The 19,004-nt window shown below is 48.7% G+C and carries 19 protein-coding genes; 14 read left to right on the top strand and 5 right to left on the bottom strand.

Annotated features, from left to right (window positions below; translation table 11 throughout):
* Positions 1-53: 53 nt before the first annotated feature.
* The 5 genes from hisC to SSED_RS13335 all read right to left on the bottom strand — a co-directional run bounded on the left by hisC (position 54) and on the right by SSED_RS13335 (position 4,837).
* Positions 54-1,124, bottom strand: a complete 1,071-nt coding sequence (gene hisC / locus SSED_RS13355; RefSeq protein WP_012142883.1) for a histidinol-phosphate transaminase — start codon at positions 1,122-1,124, stop codon at positions 54-56.
* Position 1,125: 1 nt separating this feature from the next.
* Complete coding sequence (gene hisD / locus SSED_RS13350) at positions 1,126-2,445, bottom strand: histidinol dehydrogenase (RefSeq protein WP_012142882.1); 1,320 nt, start codon at positions 2,443-2,445, stop codon at positions 1,126-1,128.
* 4 nt (positions 2,446-2,449) lie between these two features.
* The gene (gene hisG / locus SSED_RS13345) at positions 2,450-3,349 is read right to left on the bottom strand and encodes an ATP phosphoribosyltransferase (protein ID WP_012142881.1); all 900 of its coding nucleotides are present in this window, start codon (positions 3,347-3,349) and stop codon (positions 2,450-2,452) included.
* Between the two features lie 386 nt (positions 3,350-3,735).
* Positions 3,736-4,080 (bottom strand): AzlD domain-containing protein, encoded by a 345-nt coding sequence (locus tag SSED_RS13340; protein WP_012142880.1) that lies wholly within the window; start codon positions 4,078-4,080, stop codon positions 3,736-3,738.
* A gap of 4 nt (positions 4,081-4,084) precedes the next feature.
* On the bottom strand, positions 4,085-4,837 hold the full coding sequence (locus tag SSED_RS13335) for an AzlC family ABC transporter permease (RefSeq protein WP_012142879.1): 753 nt from the start codon (positions 4,835-4,837) through the stop codon (positions 4,085-4,087).
* Positions 4,838-5,131: 294 nt separating this feature from the next.
* Between SSED_RS13335 and SSED_RS13330 the strand changes: the two genes are divergently transcribed.
* From SSED_RS13330 to SSED_RS13265, 14 genes are all read left to right on the top strand, one after another.
* Positions 5,132-5,512 carry a RidA family protein gene (locus tag SSED_RS13330; RefSeq protein WP_012142878.1) on the top strand — a complete coding sequence of 127 codons (381 nt, stop codon included), beginning with the start codon at positions 5,132-5,134 and terminating at the stop codon, positions 5,510-5,512.
* Positions 5,513-5,561: 49 nt separating this feature from the next.
* Positions 5,562-6,836: an L-cysteine desulfidase family protein gene (locus SSED_RS13325; protein ID WP_012142877.1), complete on the top strand. Its 1,275-nt coding sequence runs from the start codon at positions 5,562-5,564 to the stop codon at positions 6,834-6,836.
* Positions 6,837-6,893: 57 nt separating this feature from the next.
* The gene (locus tag SSED_RS13320) at positions 6,894-7,541 is read left to right on the top strand and encodes a helix-turn-helix transcriptional regulator (RefSeq protein WP_012142876.1); all 648 of its coding nucleotides are present in this window, start codon (positions 6,894-6,896) and stop codon (positions 7,539-7,541) included.
* 246 nt (positions 7,542-7,787) lie between these two features.
* Positions 7,788-9,725: a DNA repair helicase YoaA gene (gene yoaA / locus SSED_RS13315; RefSeq protein ID WP_012142875.1), complete on the top strand. Its 1,938-nt coding sequence runs from the start codon at positions 7,788-7,790 to the stop codon at positions 9,723-9,725.
* Between the two features lie 19 nt (positions 9,726-9,744).
* Entirely contained in the window at positions 9,745-10,626 is an 882-nt protein-coding gene (locus tag SSED_RS13310) for an NAD-dependent epimerase/dehydratase family protein (protein WP_041421691.1), read from the top strand.
* A 40-nt stretch (positions 10,627-10,666) separates the two neighbouring features.
* Positions 10,667-11,140, top strand: coding sequence for a nucleotidyltransferase (locus SSED_RS13305; protein WP_012142873.1), 474 nt, complete (start codon positions 10,667-10,669; stop codon positions 11,138-11,140).
* On the top strand, positions 11,140-11,352 hold the full coding sequence (locus SSED_RS25170) for a DUF3955 domain-containing protein (protein WP_041421689.1): 213 nt from the start codon (positions 11,140-11,142) through the stop codon (positions 11,350-11,352). Before SSED_RS13305 ends, SSED_RS25170 begins: the two co-directional genes overlap by 1 nt.
* A 611-nt stretch (positions 11,353-11,963) precedes the next feature.
* Positions 11,964-13,331 carry a glutamine synthetase family protein gene (locus SSED_RS13295; RefSeq protein WP_012142872.1) on the top strand — a complete coding sequence of 456 codons (1,368 nt, stop codon included), beginning with the start codon at positions 11,964-11,966 and terminating at the stop codon, positions 13,329-13,331.
* Between the two features lie 53 nt (positions 13,332-13,384).
* Positions 13,385-14,863, top strand: a complete 1,479-nt coding sequence (locus SSED_RS13290; protein ID WP_012142871.1) for an aldehyde dehydrogenase family protein — start codon at positions 13,385-13,387, stop codon at positions 14,861-14,863.
* Between the two features lie 45 nt (positions 14,864-14,908).
* On the top strand, positions 14,909-16,075 hold the full coding sequence (locus tag SSED_RS13285) for an iron-containing alcohol dehydrogenase (protein ID WP_012142870.1): 1,167 nt from the start codon (positions 14,909-14,911) through the stop codon (positions 16,073-16,075).
* A 31-nt stretch (positions 16,076-16,106) separates the two neighbouring features.
* Complete coding sequence (locus SSED_RS13280) at positions 16,107-16,805, top strand: GMP synthase (protein WP_012142869.1); 699 nt, start codon at positions 16,107-16,109, stop codon at positions 16,803-16,805.
* A 214-nt stretch (positions 16,806-17,019) separates the two neighbouring features.
* Positions 17,020-17,739 carry a tRNA (adenosine(37)-N6)-threonylcarbamoyltransferase complex dimerization subunit type 1 TsaB gene (gene tsaB / locus SSED_RS13275; RefSeq protein WP_012142868.1) on the top strand — a complete coding sequence of 240 codons (720 nt, stop codon included), beginning with the start codon at positions 17,020-17,022 and terminating at the stop codon, positions 17,737-17,739.
* Positions 17,740-17,877: 138 nt separating this feature from the next.
* Positions 17,878-18,246 (top strand): hypothetical protein, encoded by a 369-nt coding sequence (locus SSED_RS13270; RefSeq protein ID WP_083758948.1) that lies wholly within the window; start codon positions 17,878-17,880, stop codon positions 18,244-18,246.
* Positions 18,239-18,949, top strand: a complete 711-nt coding sequence (locus SSED_RS13265) for a M50 family metallopeptidase (RefSeq protein ID WP_012142866.1) — start codon at positions 18,239-18,241, stop codon at positions 18,947-18,949. Before SSED_RS13270 ends, SSED_RS13265 begins: the two co-directional genes overlap by 8 nt.
* Positions 18,950-19,004: the final 55 nt, after the last annotated feature.

Genomic DNA, 19,004 nt, shown 5'->3' with positions numbered 1-19,004 from the left:
AAATGCTTTTTTTCTTATTATTGCAATAGATAACGCGATAGTTATTGCAACAGTTAGTTAGACAATTGTTCGATGAGATAGTCGGTCTCTTCATTGTTGCTAAAGCTGAAACGAATGCTGCCTGCCAGTCGTGGATCTGAATAGGTTCTGGCTACGACGCCACCCTGAGTCAGCTTGGCCGTGACGGCTTGCGGTTCATCAAACTGGGCCAGCACAAAGTTGCCGTTTGCCGGTAACACCTTAGCCCCGAAATCACGCAAGGCATCGCTTAAGCGGGCGCCATTGGCCTTCATATTGGCGACCTGTTCACGCATGACCTTGATCCCGTCATCGCTAAGCGCCGCGCACGCCAGTTCAGATACCGGCAGGGGAACCGGGTAAGGAGCGATAACGCGCATGACCATCTCACAGATCTGCGGGTTAGCCAGCATAAAGCCGCAGCGAGCACCGGCGAGAGCAAAAGCCTTAGACAGAGTGCGAAGTACGACTAAGTTATCATATTTTTCAACAAGATCGGCGACGGAAAAATCGGGACAAAACTCGATATAAGCCTCATCGACGATAACCAATCGTTCCGGCAGGCTGGCAATCACAGTTTCGATGCTGGCCCTGTCGATCACTGTGCCTGTGGGGTTATTTGGGTTACAGATAAATACCAACTTGGCATCATTGACCTGAGCCACTATCTCTGTGGGAAGCTGGTAGTTATCGGTCAGGCTCAATGCATTGACGCCGACATTAAAGGTCTTGGCGCTGATGGCATACATGCCATAGGTAGGACCAAAGCAGGCGATGGAATCGATGCCCGGGACACAAAAGGTGCGAATGAGCAGCTCTATTGCCTCATCGGCGCCGCGCCCTGTGATGATGCAGTCTCTAGCGACCCCGGAATATTGGCTGTAGGCCGAGATAAGCTCGGGTGGCTGGCACTCGGGGTAACGGTTGAGTTTATCGAGTTGACTGTTATTAAACGGCGACTCGTTGGCATTGATCCAGATATCGCCGCGCCCACCGATCCGTCTTGCCGACTGGTAGGGCTGAAGTTCGAGCAGCTCAGGTCTGGCTAACCGCTGTGCCAGATTTAATTGAGCTGGATTTAATTGGCTGGAAGTATTTATTGTCATCTCAAACTCCTTTAGCTTGAGCGGCTACATCTGACTGTAGGCTGGCAATGCGAATGGCGACCGCGTTTTTGTGAGCATCGAGCTGCTCGGCCGCGGCGAGCGTCATAACCGTTTGGCTGAGTCCTATTAATCCCTCGGCGCTAAGCTCCTGCACGGTGAAGCGGCGGCTAAAATCGGCCAGAGAGAGGCTGGATACCGCGCGGCTATACCCATAGGTCGGCAGCACGTGGTTAGTGCCACTGGCGTAATCACCCACCGATTCTGGTGTATAAGCCCCTAAGAAGACTGAGCCTGCGGCGCGGATCTGCTTCAGAACTTCACGGGGATTTTGGGTTTGTATAATAAGGTGCTCAGGCCCATAGAGGTTTGATACCTGAGCGGCTTGCTCCATATTTTCGACCAGCAGCGTGCGGCTGGACTCAAGGGCTACCTCGGCAATATCAACTCTGGGCAGGAGTTCAAGTTGACGAGCGAGTGCCAGATTCACCTCATCTGCCAGCGCAGAGCAGTCTGTGACCAGCATCACCTGAGAATCCGGGCCGTGTTCGGCCTGAGACAGGAGATCGGCCGCAATAAACTCGGCATTGGCATCGCTATCGGCAATCAATAGCACTTCAGATGGGCCCGCAGGCATATCTATGCTCACCACGCAGCGACTGTCTTGAGAGACGATACGTTTAGCTTCGGTGACGTAACGGTTGCCGGGACCAAAAATCTTATCGACGGCGGGAACCGACTCGGTGCCGAAGGCGAGGGCTGCGATGGCCTGCGCGCCGCCGACCTGTAATATCTCTGTTATCCCACAGGCGTTAGCGGCATAGACGATGGCATCGTTTATGGGGGGCGGGCTGACCAGCACTCTTTGCTCACAACCGGCAATCTTGGCTGGCAAGGCTAACATGAGTACGGTGGATATCAGCGGTGCACTGCCACCGGGAATGTATAAGCCGACTTTTTCGATAGGCTCTGAGCGCAGTTCACAACGGATCCCTTTTTGAGTCTCGATATTCACAGGTTCAAACTTCTGTGCCTGGTGAAAGGTATCGATATTGGTTATCGCCTGACTCACGGCGAGTTTTATCTCCTCATCGACTCGGGCACAGGCTGCATCGATATCACCCTCAGACAGCTTCAACTGTTCGACCGTGACGCCATCAAACTTGCGGCTGTAATCTTTTAGCGCCGCATCTTTGCCTATCTGTACTTCATTGACGATAGCGAGTACATCTTGCTCCAGACTCGCGTCACCAACCAGGGGGGAGCGAGAGAGTGCCGCCTTACGGTCGGTGTCGGTTAATGATGCCCAATTGAGGATCTGCATTGTACTACCCCATCATCTTTTCGATTGGCATAACGAGGATGGAGCTTGCCCCTAATTTGGTCAGCTCTTCCATGGTGTCCCAAAACAGGTCCTCGGTGCTGACGGCGTGGATAGCGACTCGATTAGTATCGTCGTTGAGAGGCAGAACCGTTGGGTTTTCGGCGCCGGGTAATAGGGCGACAATCTGCTCCAATGTTTCTGTTGGGGCGTGTAGCAAGATGTACTTACTCTCTTTTGCACGCACCACACCATTGATTCGGGAGAGGATTTTATCGATCAGCGCCTGTTTAGCCGGTTCTTGAGGCTGTGATGACTGGATAATGCAGGCTTTGGATTGATAGATGACCTCTGTTTCATATAAGCCATTGGCTTCTAACGTTGCCCCGGTCGACACTAAGTCACAAATTGCATCTGAAAGTCCCGCACGCGGGGCGACCTCAACCGAGCCCTTGAGCATACAGTCGTTGTAAGTGATCCCTTTTCTCTGCATATAACGGCGAAGAAGATTAGGGTAAGAGGTGGCGATTCGCAACCCCTCCAGCGATGCCGCGTCTTCATAATTGAATTCGTTCGGGACGGCGAGAGAGAGGCGGCAGGCACCGAAATCGAGTTCACGTAGCTTGATACAGGTTGAGGGCTTATCGAGTCTTTCGCGCTCAATCTGCTCCTCTTCGAGCACGTTCTCCCCGATGATCCCCATGTCGACCACACCATCCATGACCAGACCCGGAATATCATCGTCACGTACGCGAAGCAGGTCGATAGGCATGTTGTCAGAGTGGGCTATAAGGCGTTGTTCGTTGACGGTAAATTTAACACCACAGCTTTTTAGTAGCTTCATGGATTCGATTGATAGGCGACCCGATTTTTGAATGGCGATGCGTAATCTTTTTGATTCTGGCATTTTTCTATTTCCTGTAAGTTGATTCAATATCTGTTTAATTTTTTAATCTAAAACGTAAAAACCCCCGGAATTCCTTCCAGGGGTTCTTGATATTCTTGAATCAACCGCCGGAAGGAAATAGTCCTTCGGCAGTGAGCTTCCGAAGGCTACCGCATATGGTGATGATGATGGATAGTGTTCGAAAGCTGTATCATATTCGTGTCTCTTATCGTAAAAAATCTAATATCAGAAAAAATCAGCCTGTTGGCTAATATCTAAAAAGTAAGCTTGTTCGCTAAGCTCTGTATTTAAACTAATCATTTTCTGAATCGATTGCAACCTCTTATTTTGCCCTATGAATATTCTTCATTTATAAGATAGAAAGGCGGTATTTGTGTGAATAACAATTAGCTCAACATGTGCTGGAAAAAGAGCAGGGAGGCAATGCCACTCACCACAACCCAGATCAGGTTAAAGCGCAGACTGACTAAAGTGCAGACTATGGCGGCAAGTACCTTAGGGTTATGTAGGTTAAATTCCATGTTTGAGCCAGAGCCCAAGATCTCTACTGCGATAATGGCCGGAAGCACAGTTACAGGTACAAACCTTAAGGTCTTCTTTAACCTTTCCGGCATCTCAAATGAGCCCGCCATACAGATAACCGAGAAACGTATGATAAATGTTGCTACGACCATCGCTATGGTGATGAGCAAGAAGGTGGTCATATCTAATTGAATGTGAACGTGGTCCATTGTCTTATACCTCACAGTTCGTTACGGGAAGGGGTTTTATTGGGTTTGTTTCTTGTGTCTTTACGGCCGTCGCGGCCATTCTTTCACTGGACAGATCCATTCGATAACCGGCATAGACGCCTGTAATTGCGGCGACGACTAAGCCTAACGAGTAGGGAAGTCCTGAGAGCAAGATCCCTGTGACACTGGCTACGATGGCGGCGACGATACACTCACGACTCTTTACCTGAGGAATAACGATGGCAATAAATGCAGCTACCATGGCGAAATCCAGACCATAATGGGCTACCTCAGGAAAAGATGAGCCCACTAAAGCACCAAGAAAGTTAGCAAACACCCAGTTCATCCAAAATCCACCCATGGCAGCAAGATAAAACCAGTGTCTTCCTACTTTTTCCTGTTTGACCTCACCTATGGTGGCGGCATAAACCTCATCGGTTAGGCCATAGGCCATCAGGGCGCGAATATGCAGTGGGTAGTCTTTGATATGTTCAGATAGCGAGGCGCTATAGAGGAGATGACGCAGGTTGATGATAAAGGTTGTGAGCATGATAACTAAGATACTGGCAGAGGATTGAATCAATCCGAGTGCCACCATCTGAGAAGATCCCGCGAACACTGTTAGCGACCAGAATGTACTCTGTCCCAGAGTCATACCCGCACTAATACTGATAGCTCCGACGATAAATGAGAAAGGGAACGCCCCAATGCACAAGGGGAAGATCGCTTTCAAACCAGCTTTGATGAGTTTGTTCATGTTAGACCTTAAATAATTAGGTTGTCTTGATGCAAATATATTTGATAGAAATAACTTTGCAAATTAATATTCAAATAAATTTGACTTGGATCAGGTTAGAGATTACTAAGATTATTAGTGACCCGTAGTGATAGTTGTTGGCTCTGTTCTGCGAGGTTGTGGCGTTTTGCGATTAAGTCTTTGAGTGGTTTGATGGGGAGTTGCTTTAGGTTGGTCATCTTTTTTTGCAAAAATACTTGCGCAAATAAACTTGAGGTATTAAGCTTGAGACAAGTTCAATGACTAGGATTAAACATGAAGAAGATCATCACATCAGATAAAGCCCCCGAAGCCATCGGCCCTTATTCACATGGCAATGCCTACGGGAACTTAATTTTCACTTCTGGTCAGTTACCTGTAAGTAAGGAAGAAGGCGGTGTTGTCGAAGGTGGCATTTCGGCGCAATCTCGCCAATCTCTGGAAAATCTGAAATCTGTGCTCGAGGCCGGAGGAGGGGAGTTGGATACGGTATTAAAGACCACCTGTTATCTTTCAGATATTCAAGACTTCGCCGCGTTCAATCAGGTGTACCAGGAGTTTTTCGCACACGATTGTCCGGCACGCAGTTGTTTTGCGGTTAAAGACTTGCCTCTTGGTGTCAAAGTTGAAATTGAAGCCATTGCATTTAGTAAATAATGGTCAATATATAAGACGTTTAAATTAATTAAGAAGTAGAGAGAGTCCTATGAAACATCAATGGCAGCAATACCAGGCAATTCTTAATGCCGTCGTCAAGCCTGCATTAGGTTGTACCGAGCCTATTTGTGCGGCCTACGCTTCGGCGATCGCGGCGTCTATGTTGACATCAGAGCCAGAGAGCGTCTCTGTTCATGTTTCCGATAACCTGTACAAAAATTCCATGGGCGTTTTTGTTCCGGGCACAGGGAAAATAGGACTCGCCATTGCCGCAGCTGTTGGTGCTATTGGTGGCAATGCCGAAGCGGGGCTGGAAGTACTGGCAACGATAGAGGCGGATCAGGTAGAGCGGGCGCAGGCTATGATAGATGCTGGCAATGTCTCGGTGAGCCGGACTCAAACAGATGAATTTATTTACTGTTATGTTAAGGCTCACAGTGGCGATGATGTCGTTACTGTTGAGATCTCTGGCGGCCATACGCAAGTGGTCGAAAAAACGCTCAATGGTGAGATAGTGTTTGCCAAAGAGGTTAGCGCTACTACATCGACGGCGGGAATTTGTGATGGTGTCGATATCAGCATTGCAGGAATTTATGACTATGCCACCCAAGTTAGCTTTGAAGATATTAGATTTATCCTCGATGCATCAGAGCTTAATACTAAGTTATCTGCCGAAGGGCTAGCCAATGAGTATGGCTTACAAGTGGGAAGAACCATAGATAAAAGCATTAAGGATGGTTTTATGTCTTCGGATTTTGCCAATAATATTCTTATGCATACTGCGGCAGCATCCGATGCCAGAATGGGAGGAGCAAGCCTTCCAGCCATGAGTAATTATGGCAGTGGTAATCAAGGGATCGCGGCTACATTGCCCGTAGTCATGACGGCAACACATTATCAAGCTAATGATGAGCTGCTCGCAAGGGCACTGATCATGAGCCATCTTGGCGCTATCTATATTAAGTCTCATTACCCACCTTTGTCGGCATTTTGCGGTAATACGGTGACAAGTGCTGCGGCGGCAATGGCCATGGTATACCTGGCTGGTGGCAGTTATCAGCAGTCATGCTTTGCAATTCAAAATGTCATGAGTGATTGCTCTGGCATGGTGTGTGACGGGGCTAAGTCAACTTGTGCAATGAAGGTGAAGACCTCAACAGGAAGCGCGGTTAATGCATTTATGTTGGCTATCCAGAGCACCGCTGCTCAAGCTCAGGGAATTGTAGCCGATGATGTGGAGCACACAATTCGCAATATTGGTCAGCTGGTTACCTTAGGTATGGGTAACACAGACACCACAATCATTGATATAATGTCGGCTTGAGTATCGATTGAAACGCCGCGATATTACTGAGCGGCGTTTTTTGAAGGGAGACCGTGAGTGCGACAATTAACGATAAACGATCATGCCATATTGAAAGCTTGTGAAAACATTATCGATGGCATTGCCGCCATGTATGGTGAGCATACCGAGGTCTTGCTACATAGTCTGGATGCAAGCAACCCATCTATCACTAAGATAGCCAATGGTCATATTACGGGGCGCTCTGTAGGAGCGCCTATTACTAACCTTGCGTTGATGAAGCTAAATGAAGGGCAAGATGTCTCGGACTCCTATATGACCCAGAGTCCGGATGGTAAAACATTAAGGTCTATCACCATAGTGATCCGTAATTCAGAGCAAGATGCTATCGGTTTATTGTGTATCAACTCAAATCTCGACGCGCCGTTTCAGTCTGTTATGCGTACTTTGCTACCGGGCCTTGCACCCCAAGTCGATTCTGGCTTTACTCCTGAAACCTTCGCCAGAAGCAATGATGAGATGATGCAGAGTTCAATCGAGGGCGTGCGCACTCAGGTGATGGCTGACGATACCCTCTCACCATCGAAGAAAAACCGAGAGATAGTTATCCGGCTCAATGAGTTGGGCATTTTCGATCTTAAAGACAGTGCTCAGATAGCGGCCAAGGGCTTAGATATCTCAATACACACCATCTATCGCTATCTGCGTGAGTTGAAGACTGCATAGCTAAAGCCTCATATTATTGTTTGGGCCCATTACTATGGGCTCAATTCGATTACCTCTGCCAGTCCACTTGGCTTGTCCGGGTAGACAGGCAGGAAAGACTGCCATGATCTGAGGAGTTTTACTTCACTTTCCCAGGCACACCTTGTCTTTGTATATAAATCTGAAAACGAGACTTGAAGCAGGATGATAATCAAGGATAATGCCCAGCTGATGATTTTCAATTTTCCCGTCTGAGAAGAGAGCGTCTTGACCAGCACAACGACAAGCAGACTGACAAAAGAGATCGCACTGGCGTTCGGAAGCGATGGCATGCTTGCCCGCCATATTCAAGGCTATAGCGCACGTGATGTGCAGGTTCAGATGGCTGAGGCCGTTTGTGATGCTATCAATAACAAGAGCGACCTGGTTGTTGAAGCGGGCACCGGTGTCGGTAAAACCTTTGCGTATCTTATTCCTGCGTTGCTCAGTGGCAAGCAGGTGATTATCAGTACCGGCAGTAAAAACCTGCAAGAGCAGCTGTTTTATAAAGACCTGCCCAGTTTACTCTCCATGTTGGACATTTCCCCTAAGGTCGCACTGTTAAAAGGACGGAATAACTACCTGTGTCAGGATCTGATGGAGAAGCAGCTTAATGGTTGTGATTCATTAGATCCTAAGGTGTTAGACGACCTGTTGCGCATCAATCAGTGGGCGGGGCAGACCAGCGATGGCGATCTTGGCGGGTTAACCTCGGTCTCTGAAAATGCCGATGTGTTACCGCTTATTGCCAGCAGCCGCGAAAAGTGTACCGGGAAAAGGTGCGATCACTATGAGGTGTGCTTTACCCGCAAAGCGAGAAGTCGCGCCATGGATGCCAAGGTTATCGTGGTCAACCATCATCTGTTCTTTGCCGACAGGGTGCTCAAAGAGACGGGGTTTGCCGAGCTGCTACCCGACTCCGATGTGGTGGTATTCGATGAGGCGCACTTGCTCAGTGATATTGCAGTGACCTATTTCGGTCAGCAAACTTCTACACGTGGCCTGACCGAACTGCTTAACTCCATTATCGAAATATATCGCAAGGAGCTGAGAGACTCGCCGCAGATTGAAGCCTTAACGTCTCGTTGCATCAGTCAGTTAAATGATTGGCATCAACAGATGTTCGACCGCGATGGTTCTGATTGGCGTCAATTGATGGGTGACAAGGATCTGGCTGCCTGTTCATGGGGACTATTAAAAGAACTTCAGTCACTCGAGGCCCTGTTGCAATCTCACGTGGGACGGAGTGAAGATCTGGATGATGGCCTGGAGAAACTCAACGGATTTACCAATAAGTTAGCCCTGTTTTTTCAATGTGAAAATAATCAAGCTGCCTATAGTGTCGAGTATGGTCACCGTTATCTTACGTTACGTATCGCGCCAATCAATGTCGCTCGTGAGTGCGAGAAGCTGTTTGATGCCCAAACCAGCTGGGTGTTTACCTCTGCAACCTTGCAGATAAACCGAGATCTGACCCTGTTTACCAAGGGACTCGGGATCGCCAAGGCCAGGCAGTTGATCTTAGACAGTCCCTTCGATTACCCAAATAATGCGCTTTTATGTGTGCCAAGGCATCTGTCGAAGGTGAGCAATCAGGAGGCTGCGGTCAGAGAGTTAGTCGATATTGCAACTCAGGCTATCAATGCCGCTCAGGGACGTACCTTCATCCTGTTTACCAGTCATCGTATGATGAATGCCTGCGCAAGGGTGCTTCAAAGCAGGGTTGCCTATCCCTTGTTAGTGCAGGGACAGGGTAGCAAACAGAGTCTGCTAAAAAAGTTTCGTCAACTGGGTAATGGCGTGTTACTCGGAACCGGTGCATTCTGGGAAGGGGTCGATGTGCGGGGTAAACTCCTGAGCTGCGTGATCATCGATAAACTGCCTTTTGTGTCACCCGATGATACGCTGTATAAGGCCAGAGCCGACAGTATCTCCCGCGAGGGAAAAGATCCTTTCTCGACGATCTCATTGCCCCAGGCGGTGATCTCACTCAATCAAGGGGTAGGTCGATTGATACGTGACGAGAAAGACAAAGGTGTATTGATACTCTGTGATAACCGCATCGTTAACCGTCCATACGGTCAGGCCTTCCTGAACTCACTGCCGCCCATGGCAAGAACCCGGGACATGGGCAAGGTGGTGAATTTCTTGAAACAGATAAAATAGGTACATAAGGAAATCGACCTTGAAGGTTTTAGTGACAGGAAGCGCTGGCAGAGTCGGACGCGCCATCTATATCAAGCTGATGCAGCAACACCATGTGGTCGGCATCGACACTGCGCCGTGTTCAACGGTCGATTATGTAGGCGATATCCGTGATATGGACCTATTAACGAAAGCGTTAGATGGGGTCGATGTCATTGTCCATGTGGCTGCGCTACATGCCCCCCATGTCGGATTGGTGCAGGATAGCGAATTTGAATCTATCAACGTTAACGCGACTGAGTTGCTGGCGTTAGAGGGGCTGAAACACGGGATCAAGCATTTCATCTTTACCAGCACCACCGCGCTCTATGGACATGCTTCAACGCCAACCGGCACTGCCGGATGGGTCAATGAACAGGTAAAACCTCAGCCCAAAACGGTCTACCACAGATCTAAGATAGCGGCGGAGCAGCTACTGGAGAATATCTCGAATCTGTTTAACCTACCGGTGACTGTGCTGCAGATGTCCAGATGTTTCCCCGAACCTGCTGACCTGATGGCCGTTTACCGGTTAAGTCGTGGCATCGACTTTCGTGATGTTGCCAGTGCCCACGCTTGCGCGATAGATAAGCGCCTGCCTGGTTTCAGGCGCTATATTATTTCCGGCCAGACACCATTTAATCCATCATCTTGTGAACGCCTCTATCTCGATGCGCCGAGTATGATAAGAGAGTTTGCTCCAACTCTTGCTCAGGAGTTTGTAGGTCGTGGGTGGCACCTGCCCAAATCACTCGACAGGGTGTACGATTCGACCCTTGCCCAAACTGAGCTTGTCTGGCAGCCTAAATATGGCTTCGAGGCCGTGCTGAATATGCTCGATAGTGAACTGCCTGAAGTGCTTCCTGTACGAGGTGTTCGTTAGCACTATCTGTGCAATTAAATAATATTGGATATAAGAAAAAATGAGCTACGAAAACGCCTTTCATTGGATTATCGATTTTCTTGAGCAGGAGTCTGTTCCCTATATGATCATGGGCGGACTCGCGGCATATGCATACGGTTCAGAAAGAGAGCTTTATGATGTTGATCTCTACATTCCTCAGTTGGCATTAGCGGCCGTTGCTGACTATGGCAAAGGTGCTAAGACCTTTGGCCCTTCCAGATATAAAGATGAATTTTGGGATATTGAGGGAACGCAATTTGTTGTAGATAGTGTAAAAGTTGAAATCACCACCGACCATAACTGCCGATTCTTTTGTGAGAAAGACTCAATGTGGATTGAGCAGAATATAGACTTTGATTCTACTGTCACCAAAACATTGTTCGGTCGTGAAGTCGAAGTAATGAGACTCGACCACTTGCTAAGCTATAAAGCGCAATTGGCCCGGGATGTTGATCTGGATGATGTCTGCAGGCTGGAGGAGGCTATCGGATAATGAATAAATTAATAAGACTAAGATGGCCACTTCTGTTCTTCTCTCTCGGTTTAGTCTGCCAGTTTACCTTTTATTTGATTGGCTCAAGGGTCGATGAGAACGGCTTTCTGATTGAGCCATTTGGCCTGCTGCCAATTTCATGGATGTTTATCTCATTAGGCCTTGTTTTGCTTATCATTCGCTTAGTCAAACTCCGGAGAAGCCGCTCTTAGCAAATAGGTAAAGAGACAGGCCTGAGGCTGGAACCTGTCAGTTTCTTACTCATGGTTTTTCATCTGTGATCTATATAGGTATAAGCCTCACTAGGTTCGCCATTAAGTTCATGGATAAGGTTTTCTCTACACATTCTGCCGCCTTATGCGCTTTGCTTAATTCAAAAAGGTCGATGGCTTTGATGAAGTCTGGGGCTTTCACGCCTGCGGCCCATAACATCAGGCTTGCCGCTATTACGTCGCCACCTTGATCGTTATCTCCTTAAATTAATAGCAATTTACATTGGAGTGGTGCTCAATAAATGCACTAGTCAATAATCCCATTTTTATCTGATGTCCAGTTTATCTCTCTGCCTTGTTGTCGGTGGCATTGTGCTTGTTAGTGCTAAGAGATAGCGTGTTTAGCAGTGGCGGGCGGGGATAAGAGGGCTATCTTTAATGAGGTGTATGGATACACAGGGTTAATCAGGTCAAGCTTTAAACTCTGATAAATGACCTACAGCTCTTTGATAAACGGGCTATTCTTAATCTATGCATCTTCCACCCCAAAAACTCATCATATAGCGACATCGAAACTTGAACTCAGGTATGACAGATAAGGAAGCTCAATTATGGAAGCGAGACAGGTCAAGAGTATTAGTGATGCGATGGCCATTGTTGAAGAGCGTAAATTAACCCATATTAAAGTTGGCCTGTTCGATATTGATGGTGTTATGCGCGGCAAATATATGTCCAAAGCGAAGTTTATCTCTTCGTTGGAGCGGGGTTTTGCCTTTTGTGATGTGGTGCTTGGCTGGGACATGAAAGACCAGCTCTATGATAACGCTAAATATACCGGCTGGCATACAGGCTACCCCGATGCGCCGGTGCGAATATTGCCCCACACCTGCCGGGATGTCGTGGGTGAAGAGGGGATGCTACTCTTTATCGCCGAATTTGCTAAGGAAGCCGAGCCACTGTGCCCGAGGGGGATATTACGCAGAGTCATAGAGAAAGCCGGGAAGATGGGGTTTTCGGCTATGGCGGCGCTGGAGTATGAGTTCTTCCTTTTTAATGAAACCCCGCACTCCATTCGTGAAAAAAACTTTCGCAATTTAGAAACCGTCACCCCGGACTGGTTCGGTTACTCCATGATCCGCAACTCGGTTCATTCAGACCTCTATCAAGAGATATTGTCGATGGCGGAAACCATGGACTTTCCCATCGAAGGGATCCATTCAGAAACGGGTCCGGGAGTGATTGAGGCGGCCATCGCTGTCGATAACGTAGAGGCCGCCGCCGATAAAGGGGCACTGTTTAAAACCTTTATGAAAGTGCTGGCACAAAAGCGAGGGCTGATGGCCACATTTATGGCCAAGTGGTCTGGTGATTATCCGGGGCAGAGCGGTCATATTCACCTGTCGCTACAAAATACAGATGGCTCTTCGGCGTTTTACGATCCCAGTCAGGCTCACAACATGAGTCAACTTCAACGGCACTTTCTGGCGGGTCAACAACATTTAATGCCTGAGTTTCTCTGCATGATAGCGCCTACCATCAATAGTTATTCGCGTATGGTCCCGGGGTTTTGGGCGCCAACCGATGCGACCTGGGGGGTTGAGAATCGCACCACTGCTCTGCGTGTTATCCCGGGTTCCGCCAGTTCTCAACGTGTGGAATATCGTTTAGGCGCCGCAGACGCCAATCCCTATCTGGCCCTGGCTGCCGCTTTAGCTAGCGGTTTGTATGGCATTGAACATAAGTTAGAGCCCGGTGAACAGGTTAAGGGGAACGCTTATGAGCAAAGCCATGATGCATCGATAGCCCTACCTTCCACCTTATGGGACGCCACTCAGAGATTTAAACAATCGAGCGCCGCAGAGCGCTTGTTCGGCAAGTCGTTTGTCGAGCATTACGCCATCAGTCGTGAGTGGGAAGAGCGTGAGTTTAGAAAGCATGTGAGTGATTGGGAGATGGAACGTTACTTTGAAATTATCTAGTTTCGGTTGGCGTTCATCGATAAAAATCAACGACATTCAGAGGTAACCCGGCGATGGTAAAATCTCAGCAAGCCAATTTAAAAGCAAAGTCTCAAGTACAGTCACAAGGGAAGTCTCAACAAGAGTGTAAAGGTGACAAAGCTGCCGCCAATGAGCAGCAGACCGTTTCTCCAATCGATGGCTGTGTTTATGTGAGTCGCCAACTTGCCGGTAAGGAGCGGGTTAATACCTGTGTCGACAGGGCGGTGCAGGCAAAGTTGAGCTGGCAGGCAACGGCGCTCGATACCCGTAAAGTGATATGCCAAAGGGCGATCGATATTTTGTTGAGCCATAAAGAGGAGATTGGCCTCGAGCTTAGCTGGATGATGGGACGACCCATACGTTATACCGGCGGAGAGTTACATGGGGTTGCCGAACGCAGCGAATACATGATCAGCGTGAGTGATGAAGCGCTTACTACCCTGACCCTATTGGAAAAGCCCGGATTGACCCGATACATCAAACGAGAACCACTGGGCGTGGTGTTGGTTATTGCCCCCTGGAACTATCCTTTCCTGACCGCCGTCAACGCCATTATTCCGGCATTATTAGCGGGTAATTGCGTCATCTTAAAGCATTCGGCTCAAACGCCTCTCTGCGCCGAGCGCTTCTACCAAGCTTTTGATGAAGCTGGGTTACCCGAAGGCGTATTTCAATTTTTGCACCTGAGTCACGAGAGCACCACCGAACTGATTGGCTGCAAAGATATCAACTACGTGGCATTTACCGGCTCGGTGGAAGGGGGCATTAGGGTCGAGAAGGCTGCTCTGGGGCGATTCATTGGGGTGGGTCTGGAACTGGGGGGAAAAGATCCCGCCTATGTGCGCCAAGACGCCGATATCGAAAAAGCCGCAGAGACCATTATAGACGGGGCTTTTTTCAATTCGGGCCAGTCTTGCTGCGGCATTGAGCGAGTCTATGTTCATCGAAGTGTCTATGATGAGTTTGTCGCTCAGTCAGTGGCGTTAACACTGCAATATAAATTAGGCCGGGCAGATGATCCTGACGCGACTCTGGGGCCCATGGTTCGGACATCCGCGGCCGACTTTGTTCGCGCCCAAGTGAAGGAGGCCATTGAACAGGGGGCGGTTCCACATATCGATGAATCTCTGTTTGAGATGAGTAAGGAGGGGACGGCCTATCTTGCGCCACAGATATTAACTCAGGTTAACCATCAGATGAGGGTGATGACAGAGGAGTCATTCGGCCCCGTGATGGGGATCATGAAAGTCAGTGACGATCAAGAAGCGCTCGAGCTGATGAATGACAGCCCATTTGGCTTAACTGCCAGTATATTTACGAAAGATATTGAAACCGGGATCGCTTTAGGCGAGCTAATTGAAACCGGCACCTTCTTCCTCAATCGATGTGATTACCTTGACCCGGCTCTGGCCTGGACGGGCGTAAAACAGTCGGGACGAGGGTGCAGTTTGTCTCAACTTGGCTTTGACTATTTGACTCGACCAAAATCATTTTATATCAAACATGACTAAGCCGTTTATTGTTTGAACGGCGCAAACTATATCAGGGAGCGATAGATGGAACTATTTGCAAATTGGCACTACCCGACGGCTATTACCGTTGGCGATACCTGTATCTCACTGATAGGGGAGAAGTGCCTTAACTTATCGATGAGCAGAGTGATGGTGGTGACCGACCCCGGTCTGGCAGAGCTGGCATTGGTGACAGAGGTATTGTCCCATTGCAGAGAGGCGGGGCTAGTCACAGAGCTGTTTTGCGATATACAGGCTAACCCTACAGGCGAAAATATCAGACAAGGGATCGAGGCGTTTAATGCCGGTGAATTCGACGGTATTATTGCTTTGGGAGGTGGTTCAAGTATCGATGCGGGGAAGGCGATAGCCTTGATGGCTAAACAAACAATCTCTCTGTGGCAGGCGGAAGACGTAGATGATAACTGGAAGCGAGTCGATGTGGATAATATGGTGCCAGTGGTTGCCGTGCCGACCACAGCCGGTACCGGGGCCGAAGTCGGCCGGGCGTCGGTGATCACAGATACCGATGGTGAATATCATGTTAAGCGCATCATTTTCCATCCTAAGATGATCCCTGCCACTGTCTTACTCGATCCCGGCCTAACGGTGAAGTTGACGCCGCAGATGACCGCGGCGACCGGGCTGGACGCGCTATCTCACAATCTTGAGGCATTTTGTGCACCTTTTTATCATCCCATGGCCGAAGGGATTGCTATCGAAGCCATGAGATTGATTAAAGCCTACTTGCCTGTTGCGTTCGAAGATGGTGAAAACATCGAGGCGCGAACACAGATGCTGGTGGCGTCCAGCATGGGGGCAACCAGCTTTCAGCGGGGACTCGGCGGCATGCATGCGCTGGCACATTCCCTGGGGGCACTCTATAACACACATCACGGCCTGCTTAACGCGATATTGATGCCCTATGTATTAAAGAGAAATCGAGGTGAGATAGAGGAGAGGATCACCCGTCTGGCCAGATACCTTGAACTCGACTACCCGGGATTTGACAGCTTTCTTGAATGGGTATTACTGTTCCGGGCCAGGCTGGATATCCCCCACTCACTCGATGAGATCGGTATCACGCTCGAAGATGTCCGCTTAGTCGGAGAGATGTCAGTAAAAGATGCGGCCGCGGGGGGGAACCCGGTGTGCTTAACGGCCGATGAATACTCCGAACTCTTTAGTGATGCCGTTCAGGGACGTTTGTGATGCCTGAAAACCGATACATTCGGAGAGCTTGATGATCATTGGGATTTTACAATGTGATGATGTCAGAGAGTCGCTAAGAGATCGACACGGGAACTACCCCGAGATGTTTACTGCTCTGTTTGGGTCTGTCGATGCGAAAATAGGGTTTAAGGTGTATCGGGTGACCGAGGGGGTTTATCCTGAGTCAATCGATGAATGTGATGTCTATATCACGACCGGAAGCCGATACAGCGTCAACGACGATGCACCATGGATAGCAGAGTTTCAAGCCTTTATCACTCAGCTATATCTTACAAAGAAGAAGTTTATCGGGATCTGTTTTGGTCACCAGATGATGGCGAAGGCACTGGGAGGGGAGGTGGTGACCTCCCCGAAAGGGTGGGGGATCGGAGTCATGATCACGACGATTAAACATAGACCCACTTGGATGGAGATGGATGCGCAGCAACTTGCATTAGTGGTGAGTCATAGAGACCAAGTCACAAAAATGCCGACAGGCTCAGTGCTTATCGCGGGTAGTGAATTTTGCCCCTGTTACATGATGCAGCTTAACGACCATTTCTTAGGGATCCAGGGCCATCCGGAATTTAGTAAAAGTTATGCCAAAGATCTTATGATGGCAAGACGCGACATCATTCCCGCTCAGCGGATAAAGAGTGGCATAGAATCATTATCTTTAGTGGTAGATGATGAGTTGGTGAGCCGGATCTTGCTGAGTTTTATAAGATAAAATGAAGTGTGTCGTTGGTTTTTTAATCGAAATCGATTTTTTTGATGAGGTTTTACAAGTTTGACACTTATTGATGCACTGTTTCTTAGGTATAATCATTCTTCTCTATGTGTTTACACTCTGAGAAGATAACTTTAAAACTAGTGGTTTTTATGCCGCTATTTTCGTGACCTTAAGGCTGTGTTAGTACAGGCCTATTTGCTTGTGGTATTAGATGACTGATAAACAGAAAAACATTGAAGAATTGACCGTGTTAGCGTTAGACACCTGCACCGAATCATGCTCTGCAGCCTTGATTTCAGGTGGTAAGATCTATTCTGAGCAGGTCGACGCGCCTCGTGAACATAGCCAGAGAATTTTACCTATGGTCGATTCGGTGCTATCTCAGGCGAATATTCAACTTCAAAATGTTGATGTAATCGCATATGGGCGTGGCCCGGGAAGTTTTACCGGTATCAGAATTTGTACCAGCATGACTCAAGGCCTGGCTTTAGGCCAAGATCTTCCGGTTATCGGGATCTCCTCATTGCAAACGATGGCTCAGGCTGTGTTTGATGACCAGGGCGGAGAACAGTTTATCGCTGCCATCGATGCCAGAATGGGTGAAGTGTACTGGGGACAGTTTACAGTCAAGGATGGTTTGGTTGCGCTCATCGATGCCGAGCTGGTCTGTTCACCCGATGATGTGCCACTGACCTTGGATGTCAGTCAGCCTATTGTGGTTTGTGGTACCGGCTTTGATACTTATCCTAATCTATTGAACCTGTCAGAGAATATTTCACTGGCTGAAAATGTTAAGTTTCCCGATGCCAAAGCGATGTTGGCACTGGCCCAAGCCGGTTTTGAACTTGGGTTAAGTACAGCCGTTGACGACTTGGCTCCCGTGTATGTACGCGATACTGTCACCTGGAAGAAGCTACCCGGGCGAGAGTGATCTCCTCGATAGGGTCATTGGCAGCATGAGCAGGCCAGCCTGAGCTAGGTTGAATGGCCGGGTTTAATGGCATAATTCAATGACCCGTGTTTTCAGTGACCGTTAAACGATTAACTTGATGATAAAGGACGAAGAGTAATGCAGATTCAACCAAATCTTTTTGCACCGTCTACGGCGAACACCGCGGGAGTGTCTTCATCGAATGTGAAGCGCTCACAGGTTGAACCGACTCATCAGGTTGAGCAATCTAAGAAAAGTCAGGGCATTGAGGTCAGTCAGCAAGTTACCCTTGGACAGACGGATGACGAGAGCTCGCAGCAACATGCGCTGTCAGCGCCCCCTCAGAATCCTGCTCCTGAAGAGCTGGAATCGCGTTTAGGGGCAAAACTTGAGTATGAGCAACAAACACAAGGCACAGAAGGCGCCGTTGCTCATTATCTGGCAAATCAGCATGCGGCTCAAAGAGAAGCTATTCAACAGATGGTCGGTATCGATACCTATGCTTGACTCGTCAGCTCAGGGCATCACCACGGGCAGAGAGAGTCAAACCGGAGCACCCGGTCGGGGCCGTTTCTTGATTGAGTTACTGATGGCGCTGGTGATCACACGTCTGCCTTTTATCAATGTACCGTTTAAATGGCTCGAAAGTTATTTTCATGAACTCTCTCATGGTTTAGTGACGCTGTTGACTGGCGGCGCAGTCAGTCATATTCAACTATTTCCTAATGGCGCCGGATTATGTTTCAGTCAGGGTGGCTGGCCTGTCGTCATCGGTTTCAGCGGCTACTTCGGTGCTGCGTTATGGGGGTATCTGATCTTTATTCTGGCCACCTGGCCAAAGGGGATCCGGATGAGCTTCGCCTTGTTGGGGTCTGCCGTTATTGTCACAACCTTGCTTTGGGGCAGGGATCTGCTGACGATCTCTATTCTCGCTTGCCTCGCCGTCTTGTTCCTGTTGCCGCTTAAACTTAGCCGTAGTCGATTTTTAGCTAGTGGCCTGCGGGTGATGGCTTTGATGATCATGCTTAACGCGCTCGCGAGCCCAACGGTCTTGTTAGGGCTGGGTGGCAAAGGTGATGCGGCCATGTTAGCCACGCAGACCTGGATACCAGCCTGGATATGGGTCATGGCTTGGTTGGCAATCAGCTCGGTGATGATTTTTCTATGTTGGCGACGGGTCGATAGTGCGGCACAAAGTGCAGCAGTTTAAATATACATTTTGAATCAATCTGAACTTGGATTTTAAACAAGCAAGCTGTTAGGTT

Source organism: Shewanella sediminis HAW-EB3, from assembly GCF_000018025.1.
GTDB lineage: Bacteria > Pseudomonadota > Gammaproteobacteria > Enterobacterales > Shewanellaceae > Shewanella > Shewanella sediminis.
This window is presented reverse-complemented; position numbering and strand designations above follow the sequence as displayed.

Coding starts and splice junctions, on each gene's coding strand:
- hisC (WP_012142883.1), bottom strand. CDS start 1,124: ATGACAATAAATACTTCCAGCCAATTAAATCCAGCTCAATTAAATCTG.
- hisD (WP_012142882.1), bottom strand. CDS start 2,445: ATGCAGATCCTCAATTGGGCATCATTAACCGACACCGACCGTAAGGCG.
- hisG (WP_012142881.1), bottom strand. CDS start 3,349: ATGCCAGAATCAAAAAGATTACGCATCGCCATTCAAAAATCGGGTCGC.
- SSED_RS13340 (WP_012142880.1), bottom strand. CDS start 4,080: ATGGACCACGTTCACATTCAATTAGATATGACCACCTTCTTGCTCATC.
- SSED_RS13335 (WP_012142879.1), bottom strand. CDS start 4,837: ATGAACAAACTCATCAAAGCTGGTTTGAAAGCGATCTTCCCCTTGTGC.
- SSED_RS13330 (WP_012142878.1), top strand. CDS start 5,132: ATGAAGAAGATCATCACATCAGATAAAGCCCCCGAAGCCATCGGCCCT.
- SSED_RS13325 (WP_012142877.1), top strand. CDS start 5,562: ATGAAACATCAATGGCAGCAATACCAGGCAATTCTTAATGCCGTCGTC.
- SSED_RS13305 (WP_012142873.1), top strand. CDS start 10,667: ATGAGCTACGAAAACGCCTTTCATTGGATTATCGATTTTCTTGAGCAG.
- SSED_RS25170 (WP_041421689.1), top strand. CDS start 11,140: ATGAATAAATTAATAAGACTAAGATGGCCACTTCTGTTCTTCTCTCTC.
- SSED_RS13295 (WP_012142872.1), top strand. CDS start 11,964: ATGGAAGCGAGACAGGTCAAGAGTATTAGTGATGCGATGGCCATTGTT.
- SSED_RS13290 (WP_012142871.1), top strand. CDS start 13,385: ATGGTAAAATCTCAGCAAGCCAATTTAAAAGCAAAGTCTCAAGTACAG.
- SSED_RS13285 (WP_012142870.1), top strand. CDS start 14,909: ATGGAACTATTTGCAAATTGGCACTACCCGACGGCTATTACCGTTGGC.
- SSED_RS13280 (WP_012142869.1), top strand. CDS start 16,107: ATGATCATTGGGATTTTACAATGTGATGATGTCAGAGAGTCGCTAAGA.
- tsaB (WP_012142868.1), top strand. CDS start 17,020: ATGACTGATAAACAGAAAAACATTGAAGAATTGACCGTGTTAGCGTTA.
- SSED_RS13270 (WP_083758948.1), top strand. CDS start 17,878: ATGCAGATTCAACCAAATCTTTTTGCACCGTCTACGGCGAACACCGCG.
- SSED_RS13265 (WP_012142866.1), top strand. CDS start 18,239: ATGCTTGACTCGTCAGCTCAGGGCATCACCACGGGCAGAGAGAGTCAA.